Raw genomic sequence first — 20,716 nt, 5'->3', positions numbered from 1 at the left:
CGCGCAGTCACGCCGCGCGCGCAACGCGCCGCTGCGGGCGGCACGTTCTGAAAAGCACGACGGCGACCACCACGGCCGCCACCGTATACAACGCGTCCACGGCCACGAGCGGCAGGAGACTCGCCTGATACATCGCGGCGGGCACGTCGATGAGCGCGTGCGCGAGGATAGCGAGCGGCAAAATCCCCTTCCACCCGGCGCGCACGCCGCGCCACATCAGCACCGACAGCCCGATCTGAAACACGAATGCGGCTGTGCGTTCGAGCGCGAACACGCCCGCGAAAAGCGGCGAGAGGCTACCGAGAATCAGATGCACGCGCAAGACCGAATCCATCGTGAGATTGGAGAGATGCTCGTCGAGATCGCCGCGATTCGCGAGCACCGCGAACACGATCCATTGCACTTGCACGAGCACGCCGACGAACCACGCTTCCGCGCCCGCATGGCCGATGCCGTAGCCGAACGCCGCGCTGTCCGCGGGGGTGTCGGGCTTGCGCGGGCCGCGGCGCGCGATGATCCGCATGGCGATATAGCGCCCGACCTCTTCGCATACGCCCGCGGCGAGCGCGCCGTACAGCACGAAGAAAGCGGGATTCGAAAGCACCTGCGCGGCGGCGGCGTTCCCGTGCAGCATGTAGTCGTTGACGGCGCGCTCGATCACGGTCGCGAAAAACGCGAAGATGGCGACGCCCGCGATCGTATCGCGCCAGTCGAGCGCGAACGGCACGCGCAGCCGTCGGTAGAGCGATACGGGCAAGAGGGCGACGAACAGCGTCGCGAGCGAGAGGCAGACGAGCGTGATCGGGGCTACGGACATGGGCTTCCTTATGACGGTCGGCACGCATGCACGCGCGCCGCAGCCCGAATCATCGCAGATATTGGGGGTTGCGCGCAGGCCGGGACGCGTAGTTGCGCTTCACCCCAGCGTCGAAGCCCTCACCACCAGCTCGCCCTCGAACGCCGCCGCGCGCGCCCTGGGCGCCGCCCCTTCTATGCGCTCGTGCAAAAACTCCACCGCGCGATAGCCGATCTCGCGCGTGGGCTGGCGGATCGTCGTGATGCCGGCCAGCTCGGCCCACTCCGGATCGTCGATCGCGACGAGCGCGACGCGCTGCTGCCACTGCGCGCCAAGCGCCGCTTTCAGATGCAAGGCAAGGCGCAGCGCCACCGGCGCGTTGGCCGCGAACAGCGCGCACCGCGCACCGCGCGCGAGCGCCTGGGCCACGTGGGCGTCGAGCGCTGCAAGCGCAGTCTGCACGGCCGCTTCGTCGTGAAGATCGAGCACGTGCGTGAGGCCGCGCGCCGCGCCCTTCGTCGCCTGCAGCGACTCGCGAAACGCCGCTTCGCGCTCGCGCCGCGAACTCACGTGCTCGAACGGCTGCACGACGAACACGATGTCGTCGTAGCCGCGCGCGAGCAGATGCTCCGTGCCGAGGCGCACGGCCGCCGCGTTGTCGAGGCCGACCATGTCCGCGTCGAGTCCGTCGACGGTACGGTCGATCAGCACCGCCGGAATGCCGCCGCTGCCCACTGGCTTCAGCATCGTTTCGCGCACGCCGAGCGCGTTGACGATCACGCCTTCCACGCGATACGTGGTGAGCAGTTGCAGATAGCGCCGCTCCATGTCGATTTCGTTCGCCGCGTGGCAAATGAGCGGCATATAACCGAGCGCGTGACACGCCTCCTCCACGCCTTGAAGGATCTCCACCGAATAGGGATTGGCGAGATCGGCGAGCAGCAGGCCGAGCAGACGGTTGCGCCCACGCTTGAGCCCTCGCGCCATCTGGTTGGGGCGATAGTCGAGCCGCTCGATCGCCGCTTCGATGCGCGCGCGCAGATCCGGCGACAGCACGCCCAGTTCGCCGTTCAGATAACGCGAAATGCTCGTCTTGCCGGTGCCGGCTTCGCGCGCCACGTCGCTGATGGTCGCGCGGTGCGGCGCCGTGGCCGCGGCGCCCTTTTCCGCGTTGTCTTGCGCGCCGTCCGCAGCCACGGTCATCGCGTTAGGACTTCGCGGTTGACGACGTTCGCGTCGAGCGTGCCCGCGAGCGCGGCGACGAGGTTTTCCGCCGCGCAGCGCGCCATCGCGTGACGCGTTTCGTGCGTGGCCGAGCCGATGTGCGGCAACGCCACCACGTTCGGCATGCGCAGCAGCGGCGAGGCCGGATCGATCGGCTCGCGCTCGAACACGTCGAGGCCCGCGCCGTGGATCGTGCCCGCTTCGAGCGCCGCGATCAGCGCCGGCTCGTCCACCGTTGCGCCGCGCGAGGCGTTGATGAGAATCGCGCTCTTCTTCATCTTCTTCAGTTGCTCGGCGCCGATCAGGTGACGCGTGGCGTCGGTGAGCGGCACCTGGAGGCACACGAAGTCGGAGCTTGCGAGCAGTTCGTCGAGTGCGACGCGGCGCGCGCCGTAGTGGCGTTCGGCGGTTTCGTTCGGACTGCGATTCGTGTAGAGCACATTCATGTTGAAGCCGAGCGCCGCGCGGCGCGCAACGGCACCGCCAATGCGCCCGAGTCCCACGATGCCGAGCGTTTTACCCTGCACGTCCACGCCGAATTGCGCTGGGCCGATGCTGCCCTTCCAGTGCCCCGCTTTCACCCAGTCGGCCAGATCGACCACGCGGCGCGCGCTCGCGAGGATGAGCGAGAACACCGTGTCGGCCGTGGATTCGGTCAGCACGTCGGGCGTATGGGCGAGCACGATGCCGCGTTTCGTGAGGTCGGGCACGTCGAACTGGTCGTAGCCCACGGAGATTGTGGAGAGCGCCTTCACGCGCGAACCGTCCAGCATCGCCGGTTCGATCTTCACGCTCGCGCCGATCGCGCCGTCGGCGTCTTTTAGCGCGGCGGCGAGCGCGCCGGGCTGGTCGGCATCGACCTCGACGACTTCGGCGTGCTCGCGCAGGTAGTCGGCGACATCGGCGGGCAAGGCTTTGTAGACAACGATTTTTGGCTTCATAAGTGCGCCTGGCAAGAGACGTTATTTTCCGTGAACCGGCGAAGCATAACCGCCGGCGGCGACGCGCTGCGGCCTGACGGCGAGCGTGAGGCCCACCGAAACGAGGAGCGCCGCGCTCATGAACGCATAGGATGCCGCAGGCGAGCCCGTCGCGCCATTCAGATAGCCGACCACGTACGACCCGACGAACGAACCGAGCGCGCCCATGCTGTTGATGAGCGCCATCGCGCCGCCGGCCACGTTCTTCGGCAGCAGTTCGGGCACGATCGCGAAGAACGGGCCGTATGGCGCGTACATCGCGGCGCCCGCCACCACGAGCAGCGAATAGGAAATCCAGAAGTGCGTCGAGCCGAGCGCGTAGGAGAGCGCGAACGCAAGCGCGCCGACCAGCAGGAACGGCCACACGAACGCGCGGCGATTATCGAGCTTGTCCGAGGCCCACGACGCGGCGAGCATCGCGATGGTCGCCGCGAGGTAAGGCACGGCGGAGAGCCAGCCCGTTTCGACCATGCCGAGCGACGAGCCGCTCTTCACGATCGACGGCAGCCACAGCACGAAACCGTACACGCCGATGCTCCAGCAGAAGTACTGTGCCGAGAGCAGCATCACGGCGGGCGTGCGAAACGCCTCGGCGTAGTTGCGCACCGGCTTGATGGCGGCCTGTTCGGCGCGCATCGCGGCGTCGAGCGCGCGCTTTTCGTCGTCGGAGAGCCAGCTCACCTGCGCGGGCTTGTCGCGCACGAGGAACCACCAGCACACTGCCCACACGACCGCCGGCACGCCTTCCGCGATGAACATGTGTCGCCAGCCGAACGCATGCACGAGATAGCCCGAAACGACCGACATCCACAGCACCGTAACGGGATTGCCGAGGATCAGGAACGTGTTGGCGCGCGAGCGCTCGGACTTCGTGAACCAGTTGCTGATGAAGATGAGCATGGCGGGCATCACGGCCGCTTCGACCACGCCGAGCACGAACCGGATCGCCATGAGCGACGGAATGTTCGTGACCACACCCGTGAGCGCGGCACAGCCGCCCCACAGCACGAGGCTTGCGAACACGAGCGTGCGCACGCTGCGCCGCTCGGCGTACATGGCGCCCGGCAACTGGAAGAAGAAGTAGCCGAGGAAGAACAGCGCGCCGATCAGCGAGGACAGCCCCGGACTGATGCCGAGATCGCGATTGATGCCCGCCGCCGAGGCGAAGCCGTAGTTGGCGCGGTCGAGGTAGGCCAGGCTGTACGTGATGAACACGATCGGCATGATTGCCCACCAGCGGCGCGGTGCGAGCGAGGTTGAGGTCATCGGTGTCTCCAGTTGAATGGGGCTCGGCACCTGACAGGGCCGCCCTCTGGTCTCATCTCATTCGGCGCGCCGCTTGCGAATCTGCCGCGCGCCGCTTGGTCCGTGTTTGTCCCTGCCTGGCCCGCTACGCAACGGCCTGCGTTTGCGCGCCTTCGAGCGCGTCGAGCTGCGCGCGCGTCGGCAATCCTTCCGAGTCGCCGATCACCTGCACGGCCAGCGCGCCGATGCGGTTGCCGCGAGCCACCGCCGCTGCAAGCGCGCGCCCTTCGAGCAATGCGCTCACCACGCCCACGGCGAAGCCGTCGCCGGCGCCCACGGTATCGACCACGCGTTCCACGCGCTGCGCCGCCACGCGGCCCTGCTCGCCTTCGGCGGTAGCGTAGTACGCGCCCTCGGCGCCCAGCTTGACGATCACGCCGCGCGCGCCGCGCGAAAGGTAAAACTGCGCGATGGCTTCGGGATCGTCCGATCCCGTCAGCACGCGGCCTTCGCCTACGCCCGGCAGCACCCAGTCGGCGAAGCTCGCGAGTTCGTTGAGCGTGCCGACCATCTCGGCTTGCGAGCCCCAGAGCGTCGGGCGCAGGTTCGGGTCGAACGAGATCGTGCGGCCCGCGGCGCGCATCTCGTGCGCGAGCTTGAACGCCAGTTCGCGCGAGGACGACGAGATCGCCGGCGCCACGCCGCTCAGGTGCAGATGGCGCGCGCCGAGCACATAGTCGGCCCGATAGTCGCACGCCGATAGCTTGCTCGCGGCCGACCCGCGGCGGAAATATTCGACGGCGGGATCGCTGCCGTCGTCGTTTTTCGACTTGAGCTGGAAGCCGGTCGAAAAACGCGTGTCGGTGCTCACGCAGCGCGCGTCGATGCCCTCGTGCGCAAGCACGCCGCGCACGAACTGGCCGAACGAATCGTCGCCCACGCGGCTCATCCAGCCTACCTTGAAACCGAGGCGCGCGAGGCCGGTCGCGACATTGAGTTCCGCGCCCGCCGCGCGTTTGGTGAAGTGCGCGACCTGCGCGAGCGGACCCGGCTCGGTGGCGACGAACATCGCCATTGCCTCGCCGTAAGTGATGACATCGAGTGCTTCAGACATGAGATGCGTTCCTGACGAATCGTTTGGGGGCTCAAGCGGCCGCGAGCCACTCGACGTAATGCGCGGCGTCGCGGTCCACGCGCGCCGGGTCGAACGGAAACTCGATGCCGCGCGGCACGTGGGTTGGCAGCAACGCGAGCGCGGCGCGGCACAGGGCGTCGTCGTCGTGCGGCGCGGCGGCGAAGCGGCGCGCGCCCTCGCCCACTACGGCCTTGCAGTGGATGTATTCGACAAACGGCGCGAGCGCGGCGGCGGCCAGCAGCGGCGGCTCGCCCGGCCATTGCCAGTTGCCGATGTCGAAGGTCATGCCGATCACGCCCGGCGCGCCGCCCGCGCGCAGCGCGTTGAAGAGACCGGTGAACTGGCCGAGCTTGCCGCCCTGTTCGAGCTGGCCATTCTCGACGACGACGCGCGGGCCGTCGCCTGCTTCACCGGTGTCGCCTGTGCGTGCGCGCAGTGCTTCGAGCAGCGCCGCAAGGCGCGCCGCGTGAGCATCGCCTGCGAAACCGCCGAGTTGCAGCTTCACGAACCGCGCGCCGAGCGCCCGGCCAGCGGCGACCGCGGTGCGAAGCGCCGCCTCGTCGAGCGCGCCGTTCTCGTCATACAGCGCGTCCGGCGTGGACCAGACGCGCCACAATCCCTCGCCCGCTAGCGCCGTCCCGAGCGCGCGCAGCGCATCGGGCTGCGCGTCGGCATCGTGCATCAGCTCGCGCCGCACTTCGAACGCCTGCGCGCCCGCGCGCCGCGCAGGCCGGCTCCACGCCGCGTGACCGTCACGCCAGATTGCCTGCGCGCCGAACGCGCTCGCCACGATTGCTACTTCCGCCATTGCCTTTCTTCCTGGTGCCTGCCGTCGTGCGGTCTATTTTTTTGGAACCGGTTCCAAATCCCGTCCGAAAAAAAGCGCCTGCGCGCCGCTTGATTAGGGCGGATAGTGCGCGCTAGCCGCCCGGGCCGCCATTCTGGATTGCCCTGGGTCGGGCGATCAAGGTGACTCGGGCGCCCGAACTTCGGCCAGACACAGTTCCAGAAAGCGCTGCGCGACGCGCGAGGCGGCGCCCGCGTGCGGCACAAGAATGGAGAACCGCCGCGCAAGCGGTTGGGGGCCAAGACTGATCTGCCGCAAGGCGCCGTTTTCGTGGCGCATCGACATGGCCGAGACGAAGCCGATACCCATACCCGCGCGCACCGCCTCCTTCACGCCTTCCACGCCGGCGATTTCCAGCGCGACGCGCATGGGAACGCCCGCACGCGCGAACGCGCGCTCGACCACCTGGCGCACGCCCGAACCGTCCTCGCGCAGCACGAGCGGCCATTGCGCGAGCGTTTCCACCGTGATGGCGGGCGCGGGCGCGGCGGGCACTCCTTTCGCGTCGTCGGGTTGCGACGCCAGCGCGTGGGCGCGCGGCACGATGGCGACGATTTCGTCCTCGTGCCACGGATGCACGGCCGTGTCGGGCGGCAACTGCTCGCCCACGGGCCCTTCGATCAGCGCGATATCGACCGTTCCCAGCATGCCCACGACATCCGTCGTATTGCCGCTCGACGTTTCGAGCTTGACCTGCGGATAACGCGCGTGGAATTGCGCCACCAGGTACGGCAGCCGGTAGCTCGCGGGCGTGGTGGTCGCGCCGATGCGCAGCGTGCCGCGTTCGAGGCCGCGCAATGCGTCGCGGTAGGTGAGCGCGTCGCGCCAGGTGTCGCGCAGGCGCGCCGCATAGCCCGCGAGCTGTTCGCCCGTGGGCGTGAGGCGCACCCCGCGGCCGTCACGCTGATAAAGCGGCTCGCCGATTTCCTCCTGCAGCAGCCGCAACTGGCCCGAAACGGCCGGCTGCGACAAATGCAGCGCCAGCGCCGCTCGGCTGATGTTGAGATGCTCGGCGACGGCGGCGAAAGTTATCAGTTGTTCCGGGGTCATTGTGGAAAATCATCGTGTTGTCCTATATATTACGTCACAAATCACGATTTTTCATATCGATATACCTAAATTAGGATTAGGCCATTCGATAGCGAGTTGTTCGCTACCCCATTATTCGACCGGGTCGCCCGATACGCACCCGGTAGAGAGGCCGTCATGTCCACACCCAGCAGTCTCGCGCACGCGTTGCCGTCCACCCGGGGGCAGCTCAACGGCGTGCTGTTCGTCGCGCTCTTCGCGGCAGCCGTCACCAGCATCGCATCGCTGCCCGCCATCGCCGGGCTCGGCATGAGCCCGCTGATCGTGGGCATCGTTGCGGGCGCGATCTACGGCAATGCACTGCGCGACGGCATGCCGGAAAGCTGGGCCGCCGGCGTGAACTTCTCGGCGCGCAAGCTGCTGCGCATCGCCGTGGCGTTCTTCGGCCTGCGCGTAAGCCTCCAGGAAATCGCCCAGGTCGGCGTGCCCGGGCTCGTCGAATCGATCGTGATCGTCGTCAGCACGCTGGTCATCGGCACCTGGGTCGGCATGAAGGTGCTGAAGCTCGACCGCGACACCGCCATTCTCACGGCGGCGGGCAGCGCCATCTGCGGCGCGGCCGCCGTGCTCGCCTTCGAATCCACGCTGCAATCGAAGCCGCACAAGAGCGCCATGGCCGTGGGCAGTGTCGTGCTGTTCGGCACGCTTTCGATGTTCCTCTACCCGGTGCTGTTCCGCGCGGGCTGGCTGCATCTGGATACGCTCGGCGCCGGGCTCTTTTTCGGCGGCACGATTCACGAAGTCGCGCAGGTCGTCGGCGCGGCGAGCAACGTGAGCCCGGAGGCCACGCACATCGCCACCATCGTCAAGATGACGCGCGTGATGCTCCTCGTGCCGGTGCTGCTCGTGCTCGGCGTGTGGCTCAACCGCTCGGCGCGCAGCAAGGCAAACGGCGACGGCCACGCCAGCCACGGCGGCGCGCGCAAGCTCGCGGTGCCCTGGTTCGCGCTCGGCTTCCTCGCGCTCGTCGTCGTGAATTCGCTCCACGTGCTGCCCGATACGGCCACCCACACCATCAACACGCTCGACACCTTCGCGCTGACCATGGCAATGACGGCGCTCGGCATCGAGACGCGCGTCTCGCAGATCCGCCAGGCCGGTCCGCGCGCGCTGACCGCCGGTTTCATCATCTACCTGTGGCTGGTGGGCGGCGGCCTCGCGATCACCTGGGGCGTGCAGCGTCTGTTCGGATGACCCCTCGCCCGGGGGCCGCGCGCCCCGACCCCATCCCCCCTGTGCCGGCGCTTTTGGCCACCGGCCCCGCTCGCCCCGCCCGCCGCGGGGCTTGTTGCGTTTTTGCGCGCGGCAGCCTTGCGCCATCTCGCGAACGCGTGCCACGCGCGAACCGGGCGCGACGGTTGCGAGCCATACTGTGCGCTGCTGTCCGGTGCGTGGACAGCGGCCGCGCAGGCCGTGGCGAGCACGGCCACGAACGCAAGGGGACGACCGATGGCATACGAGCTTTATTACTGGGACGGTTTGCAGGGCCGGGGCGAATTCGTGCGGCTCGCGCTGGAAGAAGCGCAGGCCCGTTACGTGGACGTCGCGCGCGGCGAGAAGAAGGACGGCCTTGGCATCGGCGCGATGATGGGCGAGCTGGAGGGCGACGAGCCCTATCCGCCGTACGCCCCGCCCTTTCTCAAGGACGGCGACCTCATCGTGTCGCAAACGGCCAACATCCTTTTCTATCTGGGCCCGAAGCTCAAGCTCGCCCCGCGCGACGAGGGCTTGCGCATCGTCGCGAACGGCCTGCAGCTCACGATCGCGGACCTCGTGACCGAGGCGCACGACACGCATCATCCGATCGCAAGCGGCCTCTACTACGAAGACCAGAAGGACGCCGCGAAGACGCGCTCGGCGGATTTCATCAAGCATCGCATTCCGAAATTCATGGGCTATTTCGAGCGCGTGCTCGCGCAGAATCCGGACGGCCCGCGTCACATGGTCGGCAACGCGCTCACCTATGTCGATCTTTCGATGTTTCAGATCGTCGAGGGGCTGCGCTACGCGTTTCCGAAAGCGACGAAGCATTTCGCGGATCACTATCCGCACGTCGTCGCGCTGCACGACGCCGTGGCGAAGCGGCCGAACATCGCCGCCTATCTCGACTCGGAGCGGCGGCTGCCATTCAACGAAACGGGCATCTTCCGGCACTACCCCGAACTCGACCGGGCCGCGCACTGAATGCGAGCGGGCCGTGCGTGAGGGCCGCCGCCGCGCAGTTGCCCAGCCGCAGTTGCCAGCGTTACCCGTTGTGCTTCCCGCCGCACGTCGCGCCCCGCGCACGTGCGGCTTTCTTTCACCCGTAACCTGACCCGCCCGCCGTGCTGTCATTCCTGCTGAAACTGCGCACCCGCGCCCGCGACCTCTTTCGCCTGTCCGACGCCCACACGATGCTGATCTGGTCGGTCATCGTCGGCGTGGCGGGCGCGTTTGCGACCGTGATCTTTCGCGAGGGCATCGCGCACGTGCAGATGCTTTTCACGGGCAGCGACGGCAGTCTCGTCGAAATGGCGCGCCATCTGCCGTGGCACCGGCGCATCTGGATGCCGACCGTGGGCGGCTTCATCGCGGGATGCCTGCTGCTGCTCGCGCGGCGCAAGACGCCCAGCACCGGCAGCAAGGCGATGCACGCCGACTACATCGAGGCCGTGGCGATCGGCGAAGGCGTCATGCCCGTGGGCACGAGCATCTGGCGCAGCCTGTCGTCGCTTTTCACCATCGCGAGCGGCGGCTCGATCGGCCGCGAGGGCCCGATGGTGCAACTGGCCGCGCTCGCCGCGTCGCTGATCGGCCGCTGGGTCCACTTCGATCCGTCACGGCTGCGCCTGCTCGTCGCGTGCGGCGCGGCGGCCGGTATCACCTCGGCGTACAACGCGCCCATCGCGGGCGCCTTCTTCGTGACCGAGATCGTGCTCGGCTCCATTGTCATGGAGAGCTTCGGGCCGATCGTCGTTTCGTCCGTGGTCGCCAACATCACGATGCGCGAGTTCGCTGGCTACAAACCGCCGTACGAGATGCCGGTGTTTCCCGCCGTGACGGGCGTCGAGGTGCTGCTGTTCGTGGCGCTCGGCCTGCTGTGCGGCGCGCTCGCCCCGCAATTTCTCGTGATGATGGACACCGCGAAAAAATGCTTCGGCCGGCTCAACGCGCCACTGCCCGTGCGGCTCGCGCTGGGCGGTCTCGTGGTCGGCATCCTCTCGGTGTGGACGCCCGAGGTGTGGGGCAACGGCTATAGCGTCGTGAACTCCATCCTGCATTCGCCCTGGACGTGGACCGCGCTCGCCACGGTGCTCGTTTTCAAGCTCATTGCCACGGCGGCGACGGTCGGCTCGGGCGCCGTGGGCGGCGTGTTCACGCCTACGCTCTTCATGGGCGCCGTGCTCGGCTGCCTGTTCGGCCAGGGCATGCACGCGATCTGGCCCGACAGCACCTCCGCGTCGTATGCCTACGCGGTCGTGGGCATGGGCGCGTTCCTCGCGGGCGCGACCCAGGCGCCGCTCATGGCGATCCTGATGATCTTCGAGATGACGCTGAGCTACCAGGTGGTCCTGCCGCTCATGCTTTCGTGCGTGGTGGCGTATTTCGTCGCGCGCGCGATCGGCAAGGCGTCGATGTACGAGATCACGCTGCATCGCAACCGCGAGGAAGCCGCGCGCATGCGCCTGCGCATGACGCAGATGCGCGAGCTGGTGCGCCCCGCGCAGACCGTGGTGCTGGAAAGCGCCACGGTGCAGGAAATGACGCGCGTGTTCCTCGAATATCCGGTGAAGTACCTCTACGTGACCGACGAGACGGGGCGCTTTCTCGGCGCGGTCGCGCTGGCCGACATCACCTCGGACCTGCTGCAAAAGCGCGATACGTCGAACAGGCACGCCCGCGACTATCTGAAGCCGACCTTCGACGTGCTCACGCCCGACATGCCGCTCGCCGTGGGCCTGCAGCACTTCATGTCGTTTCAGGGCGAGCGCCTGCCCGTGGTCGAAAGCACGCGCGAGCCGACGCTCGCGGGCGTGGTGTACAAAACTTCGCTCCTCGATGCCTATCAGCGCATGAACGCCGAGCGCTAGGTTTCGCCCGCGCGTGGCGTGTGAGGCGCGTGGCAAAGCGCAGCGGATTTTCTAGAATTCAGGGGCAAGCGCCACGCGGCCCGCGCACCGACGCGCGGAGGCGGCCGCGAAAATCGACGCTGGGACGACCGGAGCGAAGATGAGCGACCCCTCACCCGAAGCCGTACGCCGCGATCACGCGGGCTGGATATTCGTGCATCTGCAGGGCGAGCCTTACGACCGCGGCGAGCAGCACGGCAAGCTGCTCGCCAACGAAATCCGCAACGCGATCCGCACCGCGCGCTACCTCGCGAAATGGGACACCGGCGAGGACTTCGACACCTTCGTCAACGCCGCGATTGCGCAGTTCGCGCCGCGCCTCGACACCGAATTCGCCGACGAAATTCAGGGCATCGCCGACGGCGCGGGTCTCAAATTCGCCGAAGTGCTCGCGTGGAACGGCTATATGGACCTGCTGCAAAGCTGGTGGCCCGTTCATGTGGCAGCGCAGCAAGCGCAACAAGGGCATGTGGTGCGTCCATGGCGCGGGCGGCGCGGCCACCATTGCAGCGCGTTCATCGCCACGGGCAGCGCGACGCGCGACGGACGCATCGTCATGGCGCATAACTCGTGGGACCGTTACGCGGCCGGCGACGCCTTCAACATCGTGTTCGATATCGTGCCCGACGCGGGCCACCGCATCCTCATGCAGGGGTTGCCCGGCTGCATCTCGAGCCTCACCGACTTCTGGATCAACGACGCGGGCCTGATGGTGACGGAGACGACCATCTCGAACTTCGTCGGCTACCGGGCGAACGGCGCTCCCGAGTTCTATCGCTCGCGCCGGGCGACGCAGTATGCGTCGAGCATTGCGCAGTGGTGCGAAATGTTCGCGCAGGCGAACAATGCGGGTTACGTGAATAGCTGGCTCCTCGGCGACGCCAAAACGGGCGAGATCGCGCGCTATGAACTGGGCCTCCAGCACGCGGGCTTCGAGAGCACGAAAGACGGCTTCTATAGCGGCTTCAACACGGCCACCGACCTCAAGATCCGCAATCAGGAATGCGCCGGCGAGGCCGACGATTACACCGATGTGCGCCGCAACGGGGCGCGACGCCTGCGCTTCATGCAGCTCGCGCAGGAGCATCGCGGCGCGATCGACGCCGAACTCGCCAAGGCGATGATCGCGGACCATCACGACGTCTACCTCGAACGTAGCGACAACCCTTGCTCGCGCACGATCTGCGGCCATCTCGAACTCGACGACGCGCGCTTCGGCGGCGCGGACCATGGGCCGTTCAACCCGTGGGGCGCGAACGACGGCAAGGTGGTCGACAGCGACATGGCGCGCGATCTGTCGTTCTGGGCGCGCTGGGGTCATCCGTGCGGCCGCCCGTTCGACGCGCAGGCGTTCATGCAGCGCCACCCGCAATGGAACTGGCTCAACGGCTATATGCGCGACCGTCCATCTTGGCCGTGGGTACGCCTGGAGGCGCTGCGCCGGGCGTCCCGATAGTCACGCATAGCGGCATCGCCCCAAAAAAAGCACGCGTGTTCGAGACGCGCCGGCGTATTTCCTGCCATCATGGTATTTCCGTATGCGCGTCGCGCACATGGGCCGTTCCGGCGGCTCGTTGCGCCCTTGCGTAGCGGCGCGCCTGGCCGCCCCGGCTGGCGCGGCTGCCTGCTTCGCCACCCCACATGGCGAACGCGGTACGGCGCTTGCTGCGACCTTTGGGCCGCATGAGAAAGGAGGTCGAGCGATGAAAACCTCGACACTGATGACCACCGTGCTGTTGTCGGCATCCTGCTTCGCCGCTCCGGTACGCACCGCGCAAGACTCGCCGCTCGCCCAGGCCAGCGCGCACATTCCGCTCGCAAGTGCACAGTCCCACGCCTACGACGCCCCTGTAGCGCCGCCCGCCCCCGATGTGCCTGTGACGGCGAACGGCCGGCAGCGCTGGGAGTACCTGACGTTGCCCAGGTCGCATCGCATCGACAAGACATTAAGCCCCGACCTGCACGAACAGACCTGACGAGGCTAACCGGCACGGGTGGCGAACATGCGGCGAATGAGTAGCGCGTGCGCACGCCGCGAAGGCGCGCGTGGCGGATTGTGTATGCTTGAGGCGCGACGCTAGCGCTGCGATGCCATGCAGATGGATCCGAAGCGCGGGCAAAATCTGAACAAATTCCGCAAATTCCGCATAACGAACGAGACGACGACGCGGGCCCCCCATGCCGGCCGCTCGCGCAAAGGACGCCAAGCATGTCAGCCTCTCGCATTCCCGACGAACCCATCGACCTGCAATTCGCCGATGTCCTGCGCGACGTGCCCTGGCCCGCCAACAAGGACGAACTCGTCGATGCCGCGCGCGAGGCCGGGGCCAGCAACGAAGTGCTGGCCATTCTCGACGGCCTGCCGGAGCAGGACTATCAGGACGTCGCGTCCGTTACGCGGCTGATCGGCAGTAACTACGGCCCTGGCCTCGGCGCCTGAAGCGCGCCGGCCGTGGGCCTCGTGCGCGCCGCACTCAGGCGGCGCGGCCGAACACGACTCGCGCGAAAAAGGTTCCCAACACGGTTTCGACGACGGGCGGCGTGACATGCTGCGGATCGGCCGTGGAGAGAAATTGCATCCCGTCGCACAACCCCATCAGCCCGACCGCGAGCAATTCGGGATCGAGCGGCATGGGGGTGCCCACGCGCGCCGCGAATTCCTCGATATACACGGCGAGACTCTGGCGCTTCTCCGTCATGAAGGCGTTAAAGCGCGTGCGAAAGCGCGCGTCGCGCGCGGCCAGCAGTTTGGCTTCCACCCACAGCAGGAAAACCTTGTTGTCTTGCGGCATGCGGCTGTAATAGGTGAGCACGCGCGCCTCCATCTGCTCGCGGGACACTTCGGTTGCGAAGATGGCGCGCAAGTCGGTCTGCATGGCTTCGTGATCGCGCCGCAGCAATTCCACCAGCAGGTCCGACTTGCCGGAAAAATTCGAGTAGAACGCGCCGCGCGTGTACCCGGCCATGTGCGCGATATCCTCCACGCTCGCCCCCACGAACCCCTTTTTCATGAACAGGGCCTGCGCGGCGTCGAGCAGGCGCTCGCGCGTCTGATCGCGGCTTTGCTCGCGGGTGAGTCGAATGCGCTTCATGGGGACGTCGTTATGTGTCGTGGATGAAAGCGAGTCTAGCACTGAATCATTCCTCGGATTCAGTTTCGCATCCAGATACAAGGTTGTATTAGAATCCGGCTCATCATCCCGGGTCCGGGACGGGTGCGCGGCTCGCGCTTGCGCCCGCGACTCCCCGCGACTCAAATGGCGGCGCAACCAGTCAGGCGGTATTTGCGGTCTGCGTGCGCGAAAGGCATGTCGAGGTCCAAGCGAGGTCCAAGTGAATCGTTGCGGTCGTGGCGCATCGAGCAGGATGCGCAGTGGTATCGGAAAATCCAGGGCGCCAGGCCGGCGCGCCGCGAAGGTCGTGCTCGCACTCGGCGTTGCGGCGCTTGCGGCGCTGGGTGCGTGCGGCAAGCAGAAGGAAGCGGCGCCGCCACCGCGCCCCGTCGTTTCGATGACTGTGCATCCCGACGGCGGCGGCGTGAGCGCCGCCTATCCTGGCGAGATCGAGGCTCGCAACGCCACGCCGCTTTCGTTTCGCGTGAACGGCAAGATCATCGAGCGCAACGTGCGACTTGGCGACAACGTCAAGCCCGGCCAGACGCTTGCGCGGCTCGATCCGGCTGATTTCGAAAAGAACGCGGCGAGCGCGCAGGCGCAGTTCGACGCCGCGCAGCATCGTCTCGTGTTCGCGAAGCAGCAACTCGACCGCGATACGGCCCAGTCGGCGGCCAATCTCATCGCCCGCGCCCAACTCGAACAGACGCAGGATGCCTACGCATCGGCCGCGGCCCAGCAGGCGCAGGCGCAGCAGCAGCTCGCGCTGGCCAGGAACCAGTTGCGCTATACGCAGATCGTCGCCGATCACGCGGGCGTCATCACCGCCGAAAACGCCGATACCGGCCAGAACGTGCAGGCCGGCCAGGCCGTCTACCAGCTCGCGTGGACCGGCGAGATCGACGTGGTGTGCGACCTGCCCGAGGGCGCCGTGGCCGCGCTGCGCACCGGCGACACCGCGCAGGTCACGCTCGGCGCCCTGCCCGGCCGCCACTACACGGCGCGTCTGCGCGAACTCGCCGCCGCTGCCGACCCGCAAAGCCGTACGTGGCGCGCGAGGCTCACGCTCGAACATCCCGATGCCAACGTGCGCCTGGGCATGACCGCCACCGTGGCGTTCGCGGCCCCGAACCAGGCGAACGCGCCGCCCGCTTTCACCGTGCCGGCCACCGCGCTCTTCCACGACGGCGAGGCGCCCGCGATCTGGGTCGTGCACGCGCCCGACAACGTGCTGCAACTGCGCCGCGTGAGCGTCGCGCGCTACGACGCGCGCACCATCACCGTGGCGGGCGGTCTGCAGGACGGCGAGCGCATCGTGCTGCAAGGCGTGCATACGGTCCACGCGGGCGAGCAGGTGCGCCCGGTCGCGCCGCTGCATCCCGAGGACTTCGCGTCATGACCCAGATGACCGGCCCGGGTCCGGGCGCCGATCACGAAGAGGGCCGCTTCAATCTTTCGGCGTGGGCGCTTCGGCATCGCGCGCTCGTCACCTTTCTCGTCGCGCTGGCAACGATCTTCGGCGCGCTCGCCTATACGCGGCTCGCGCAGTCGGAAGACCCGCCGTTCACGTTCCGCGTGATGGTCATCCAGACCTTCTGGCCTGGCGCCAGCGCGCGCGAGGTGGAGGACCAGGTGACCACCCGCATCGGCCGCAAGCTGCAGGAAACGCCTTATATCGACTTTCTGCGCAGCTACTCGCGGCCAGGCGAATCGCTTGTGTTCTTCACGATGAAGGATTCCGCGCCCGTGAGCGAAGTGCGCGAGACCTGGTATCAGGTTCGCAAGAAGGTCGGCGACATTGCGTACACGCTGCCCCAGGGCGTACAGGGGCCGTTCTTCAACGACGAATTCGGCGACGTCTACACCAACATCTACGCGCTGGAAGGCGACGGCTTTTCGCCCGCGCAACTGCACGACTACGCGGACAAGTTGCGCGAGCAACTGCTGCGCGTGCCCGACGTCGGCAAGGTCGATTATTTCGGCGATCCGCAGCAGCGCATCTACATCGAGATTCCGAACACGCAGCTCACGCGCCTCGGCATTTCGCCCACGCAGCTAGGCCAGGTGATCGGCGCGCAGAACAGCGTCTCGGCGGCGGGCACGCTCACGACCGCCGACGACCGTGTGTTCGTGCGCCCGAGCGGCCAGTTCGAGGACCTCAAGGCGCTCGCCGATACGCTGATTCGCGTGAACGACCGCACGTTTCGTCTGGGCGACATCGCGACGATCCGGCGCGGCTACGACGAGCCGCTCGCCACGCAGATGCGCTTCCAGAACCAGGCAGTCCTTGGCATCGGCCTCACGATGCAGCCGGGCGGCGACGTGATTCGCCTTGGCAAGGCGCTCGATGCGCGCGTCGAACAGTTGCGCGCGCAACTTCCTGCCGGGCTGAAGCTCGTGGAAGTGTCGAGCATGCCCGACGCCGTCGCGCGCTCGGTGGACGACTTCGTCGAAGCCGTGGCCGAGGCCGTGGGCATCGTGCTGCTCGTGAGCCTCGTCTCGCTCGGCGTGCGCACGGGCATGGTGGTGGTCATCACCATTCCGATCGTGCTCGCCGTCACCTCGCTTGCGATGTATCTCTTCGGCATCGGTCTGCACAAGGTCTCGCTCGGCACGCTGGTGCTCGCGCTCGGCCTGCTCGTGGACGACGCCATCATTTCCGTCGAGATGATGGCCGTGAAGCTCGCGCAGGGCTGGAACCGCACGCGCGCCGCCGCGTTCGCATACACCAGCACCGCGTTCCCGATGCTCACCGGCACGCTCGTCACCGTGTCGGGCTTCCTGCCGATCGTGCTCGCGAGGTCGAGCACCGGCGAGTACACGCGCTCGATCTTTCAGGTGTCCGCGATCGCGCTGATCGCCTCGTGGTTCGCAGCCGTCGTGCTGATTCCGTTGCTCGGCTACCGGCTGCTGCCGGAGCGCAAGCCCGATCCGGATGCGGCCCATGGCGAGGACCACGAACACGAGATTTACGACACGCGTTTCTATCGGCGCCTGCGCGGCTGGATCGGCTGGTGCATCGAACGCCATGCCGTCGTGCTCGTCCTGACCATCGCGCTTTTCGTGGCCGCGCTCGCGTGCTTCAGTCTCGTGCCGCAGCAGTTCTTTCCGAGTTCCGACCGGCCCGAACTGCTCGTGGACGTGCGGCTGCCCGAAAGCGCCTCGATCGATGCGACGCTGCGCCAGACGAAGCGCCTCGAGGCGGCGATCAAGGGCCGCCCCGAGATCGATCATTTCATCGATTTCGTCGGCACCGGCGCGCCGCGTTTCTATCTGCCGCTCGACCAGCAGTTGCAGCAGCCCAACTTCGCGCAGTTCGTGATCACGACGAAGTCGGTCGAGGATCGCGAGAAACTCGCAAGCTGGCTCGAACCGATGCTACGCGACCAGTTCCCGGCTATTCGCACGCGCCTCTCGCGCCTCGAAAACGGACCGCCCGTCGGTTATCCCGTGCAGTTCCGCGTGAGCGGCGACGACATCCCGACCGTGCGCGACATCGCCAACAAGGTCGCGGCGACCATGCGCGACGATCCGCGCACCGACAACGTCAATTTCGACTGGGACGAGCCCGCGGGACGCTCGCTGCATTTCCAGATCGACCAGCAAAAGGCGCGCGCACTCAATGTTTCGTCGCAGGACATCGCCAACTTCCTGCAGATGACCTACTCGGGCTACACCGTCACGCAGTTTCGCGAGCGCGACAAGCTCATCAGCGTCGATCTGCGCTCGCCCGCCGCCGAACGTGTCGATCCCGCCCGCCTGCTCACGCTCGCGATGCCCACGCCCAACGGCGCGGTGCCGCTCGGCGCGCTCGGGCATCTGGCCAACGATCTGGAGTACGGCGTTATCTGGTCGCGCGACCGGCAGCCCACCATCACCGTGCAGTCCGACGTGCGCGCGGGCGCGCAAGGCATCGACGTCACCCACGCGCTCGACCGCAAGCTGGAGTCGATCAAGCGCGCGCTGCCGCCCGGCTACCACATCGAAGTGGGCGGCTCCGTGGAGGAAAGCGCGAAGGGTCAGGCGTCGATCTTCGCGCAGTTGCCGGTGCTCGCCATTGCCGTGCTCACGCTGCTCATGATCCAGTTGCAAAGCCTCACGCGCGTGCTGATGGTGGTGCTGACCGCTCCGCTCGGGCTGATCGGCGTGGTGATCGCCCTGCTCCTGTTCCGGCAGCCGTTCGGCTTCGTGGCCATGCTCGGCGTGATCGCGATGTTCGGGATCATCATGCGCAACTCGGTGATTCTTGTGGATCAGATCGAAACGGACATTCGTGCGGGACACAAGCGTTTCGACGCCGTGGTGGGCGCAACGGTACGCCGCTTCCGGCCGATCATGCTGACCGCCGCGGCCGCCGTGCTCGCACTCATTCCGCTTTTGCGCTCGAACTTCTTCGGGCCGATGGCCACGGCGCTCATGGGCGGCATTACGATTGCGACCGTGCTCACGCTGTTCTTCCTGCCCGCGGCCTACGCCGCCGCGTTCCGCGTGCGCAGCAGCGAGACTGACGAGACGGGCAACAAGCCGGAGCAGGCATCATGAAGATCGTTTCCTTGACTTCGGCGTCGGGCGCGCGCAAAGCGGCGCGTTTTCGCGCAATACGCTCACCGCTTGCGCTCCGGACGCTCGCCGTCGCATCCGTCGCATTCGCATTCGCGCTCGCAGGCTGCGCGATGGGACCGACGGGCGAGCCGCCCGTCATGCCGCAGCCCGAGCACTACGGCGCGCAGGAGCAACCGGCGCAGACCGTCCCCGCCCAGGGCGTCGCGCAGCAGTTCGTGACGGGCGCGGAACCGGTGCCGCAATGGTGGACGCTCTACGGCTCCGACGCACTCGATGCGCTCGTGAACGAGGGTCTCGCCAACAGTCCGAATCTCGCCGCCGCCGACCATAACCTGCAAGCGGCGCGCGAGCAGTTGCGCGGCCAGATCGGCAGTTCGCTCCTGCCGACCGTGGATGCCCTTGGCATCGCCCAACGCCAGCAGACGCCGGCGATTCCGCAGTTCGGCATCGACCAGTTGCAATACGCGCTATTTGCGGGCTTGATCGACGTTCGCTATACCTTCGACGTGTTCGGCGCCACGCGCCTGAACAACGCGGCGCTCGCCTCGCGTGTGAACGTGCAGGCATTTCAGTTCGAGGCCGCGCAGCGCGCACTCGCGGCGAATATCGTGGCGAGCGCGCTCGGCGCGGCGACGCTGCATGCGCAGATCGACACGACCGAGCAGCTGATTGCGCTCGCCAACGCCCAAGCCGACGACGTGCAAAAGCGCTACGCGCTCGGCTCCGCCTCGCGCACCGATCTGCTCAGCGCACAGCAGAGCGCGGCGTCGCTCGCGGCGAATCTGCCGGGGCTGCGCCAGCAATGGGCCGCGCAGCGCCATGCGCTCGCCGTGCTGGTTGGCCGCACGCCCGACCAGGCGCCGCCCGACCTCGATCTCGTCAGCCTGACGCTTCCCGCCCAGGTGCCGGTGGTCATTCCTTCAGAACTCCTGAGAACCCGTCCCGACATCGAAGCCGCCGAAGCTACGCTCAAGGCCGCCGCAGCCGGTGTCGGCGCCGCGACCGCGCAGATGTACCCGAGCATCACGCTGTCGGCCGCGCTCGGCCAGGGCGGCTTTAGCTGGCCCGTCGTCACGTCGGGCGCGGGCGCGCTGTGGGCGATCGGCGCATCGCTTTCGCAGCCGATCTTCCACGGCGGCGCGCTCCTCGCGCAGCGGCGCGCCGCACTGCAGTCGTACGCGGCGGCCAACGACACGTACAGGCAAACGGTGCTCACGGCGTTCCAGGATGTCGCCGATCGTCTCGCGGCGCTCGAACACGACGCCCAGGCCCTCGATGCGGCAAGCACCTCGGCGCGCACCGCGCAGGGCGTCTTTGATGACACCAACGCGCGTTACCGGCTGGGCGCCGTGCCGTGGTACGCGGTGCGCCAAAGCGAGCAGCAATGGCGCAACGCGCGGCTCGACGAAATCCGCTATCGCGGCACGCGGCTCGCCGATACGGCCGCCCTCTTCCAGGCGATGGGCAATCCGCCGGTCAATCCGGCCACGCTCGGCAACGGGCACGCCGCGAGCACCGCCGCTGTCGTTGCGCCCGCAACTAACACGGGCGCAGGCACGCAGGGCGAGTAGCGTTCGCGGCTTTCCGCGGGCGCGGGAGTAGCATAATCGGCGGT

The 20,716-nt window shown here is 67.4% G+C and carries 17 protein-coding genes; 9 read left to right on the top strand and 8 right to left on the bottom strand.

The annotated features are described in order from the left end of the window. Positions 1 to 7: 7 nt before the first annotated feature. The 7 genes from U5768_RS08485 to U5768_RS08455 form a co-directional block, all read right to left on the bottom strand. Positions 8 to 817, bottom strand: a complete 810-nt coding sequence (locus U5768_RS08485) for a YhfC family intramembrane metalloprotease (RefSeq protein ID WP_322029920.1) — start codon at positions 815 to 817, stop codon at positions 8 to 10. Positions 818 to 916: 99 nt separating this feature from the next. Beyond that, positions 917 to 1,999: a substrate-binding domain-containing protein gene (locus U5768_RS08480; protein ID WP_322029919.1), complete on the bottom strand. Its 1,083-nt coding sequence runs from the start codon at positions 1,997 to 1,999 to the stop codon at positions 917 to 919. Further along, on the bottom strand, positions 1,996 to 2,961 hold the full coding sequence (locus U5768_RS08475; RefSeq protein WP_322029918.1) for a D-glycerate dehydrogenase: 966 nt from the start codon (positions 2,959 to 2,961) through the stop codon (positions 1,996 to 1,998). Before U5768_RS08475 ends, U5768_RS08480 begins: the two co-directional genes overlap by 4 nt. A gap of 21 nt (positions 2,962 to 2,982) precedes the next feature. After that, positions 2,983 to 4,266, bottom strand: coding sequence for an MFS transporter (locus U5768_RS08470; RefSeq protein WP_322029917.1), 1,284 nt, complete (start codon positions 4,264 to 4,266; stop codon positions 2,983 to 2,985). 124 nt (positions 4,267 to 4,390) lie between these two features. Continuing rightward, positions 4,391 to 5,359: a sugar kinase gene (locus U5768_RS08465; RefSeq protein WP_322029916.1), complete on the bottom strand. Its 969-nt coding sequence runs from the start codon at positions 5,357 to 5,359 to the stop codon at positions 4,391 to 4,393. 31 nt (positions 5,360 to 5,390) lie between these two features. Continuing rightward, positions 5,391 to 6,188, bottom strand: a complete 798-nt coding sequence (locus tag U5768_RS08460) for a TIM barrel protein (protein ID WP_322029915.1) — start codon at positions 6,186 to 6,188, stop codon at positions 5,391 to 5,393. Between the two features lie 156 nt (positions 6,189 to 6,344). Beyond that, positions 6,345 to 7,277, bottom strand: coding sequence for a LysR family transcriptional regulator (locus tag U5768_RS08455; protein WP_322029914.1), 933 nt, complete (start codon positions 7,275 to 7,277; stop codon positions 6,345 to 6,347). A gap of 156 nt (positions 7,278 to 7,433) precedes the next feature. Between U5768_RS08455 and U5768_RS08450 the strand changes: the two genes are divergently transcribed. From U5768_RS08450 to U5768_RS08425, 6 genes are all read left to right on the top strand, one after another. Further along, complete coding sequence (locus U5768_RS08450) at positions 7,434 to 8,510, top strand: YeiH family protein (protein WP_322029913.1); 1,077 nt, start codon at positions 7,434 to 7,436, stop codon at positions 8,508 to 8,510. Between the two features lie 255 nt (positions 8,511 to 8,765). Next, complete coding sequence (locus U5768_RS08445) at positions 8,766 to 9,500, top strand: glutathione S-transferase (protein WP_322029912.1); 735 nt, start codon at positions 8,766 to 8,768, stop codon at positions 9,498 to 9,500. Between the two features lie 140 nt (positions 9,501 to 9,640). Continuing rightward, a complete protein-coding gene (locus U5768_RS08440) occupies positions 9,641 to 11,386 on the top strand; it encodes a ClcB-like voltage-gated chloride channel protein (protein WP_322029911.1) in 1,746 nt (581 codons plus the stop codon). Between the two features lie 139 nt (positions 11,387 to 11,525). Then, entirely contained in the window at positions 11,526 to 12,881 is a 1,356-nt protein-coding gene (locus U5768_RS08435) for a C45 family peptidase (protein WP_322029910.1), read from the top strand. 247 nt (positions 12,882 to 13,128) lie between these two features. Next, the gene (locus tag U5768_RS08430) at positions 13,129 to 13,401 is read left to right on the top strand and encodes a hypothetical protein (protein ID WP_322029909.1); all 273 of its coding nucleotides are present in this window, start codon (positions 13,129 to 13,131) and stop codon (positions 13,399 to 13,401) included. A gap of 233 nt (positions 13,402 to 13,634) precedes the next feature. Next, positions 13,635 to 13,865: a DUF2795 domain-containing protein gene (locus U5768_RS08425; protein ID WP_322029908.1), complete on the top strand. Its 231-nt coding sequence runs from the start codon at positions 13,635 to 13,637 to the stop codon at positions 13,863 to 13,865. A 34-nt stretch (positions 13,866 to 13,899) separates the two neighbouring features. Here the strand turns inward: U5768_RS08425 and U5768_RS08420 are convergent, their stop codons facing one another. After that, positions 13,900 to 14,517, bottom strand: coding sequence for a TetR/AcrR family transcriptional regulator (locus tag U5768_RS08420; RefSeq protein WP_322029907.1), 618 nt, complete (start codon positions 14,515 to 14,517; stop codon positions 13,900 to 13,902). A gap of 274 nt (positions 14,518 to 14,791) precedes the next feature. Here U5768_RS08420 and U5768_RS08415 point away from each other — a divergent pair, with 274 nt between their 5' ends. Genes U5768_RS08415 through U5768_RS08405 form a run of 3 tightly spaced genes read left to right on the top strand, consistent with a single transcriptional unit; the run spans position 14,792 to position 20,672 of the window. After that, positions 14,792 to 15,937, top strand: a complete 1,146-nt coding sequence (locus U5768_RS08415) for an efflux RND transporter periplasmic adaptor subunit (RefSeq protein WP_322029906.1) — start codon at positions 14,792 to 14,794, stop codon at positions 15,935 to 15,937. A gap of 5 nt (positions 15,938 to 15,942) precedes the next feature. Next, positions 15,943 to 19,080, top strand: coding sequence for an efflux RND transporter permease subunit (locus U5768_RS08410; protein WP_322030070.1), 3,138 nt, complete (start codon positions 15,943 to 15,945; stop codon positions 19,078 to 19,080). Then, entirely contained in the window at positions 19,077 to 20,672 is a 1,596-nt protein-coding gene (locus U5768_RS08405; RefSeq protein ID WP_322029905.1) for an efflux transporter outer membrane subunit, read from the top strand. The genes U5768_RS08410 and U5768_RS08405 overlap by 4 nt, the downstream gene beginning before the upstream one ends. Positions 20,673 to 20,716: the final 44 nt, after the last annotated feature.

The sequence above is a fragment of the Paraburkholderia sp. J76 genome (genome assembly GCF_905220295.1).
In the GTDB taxonomy this organism is placed as follows: domain Bacteria; phylum Pseudomonadota; class Gammaproteobacteria; order Burkholderiales; family Burkholderiaceae; genus Paraburkholderia.
Note: the sequence above shows the minus strand (reverse complement) of the source record. Positions and strands in the feature narration are given on the sequence as shown.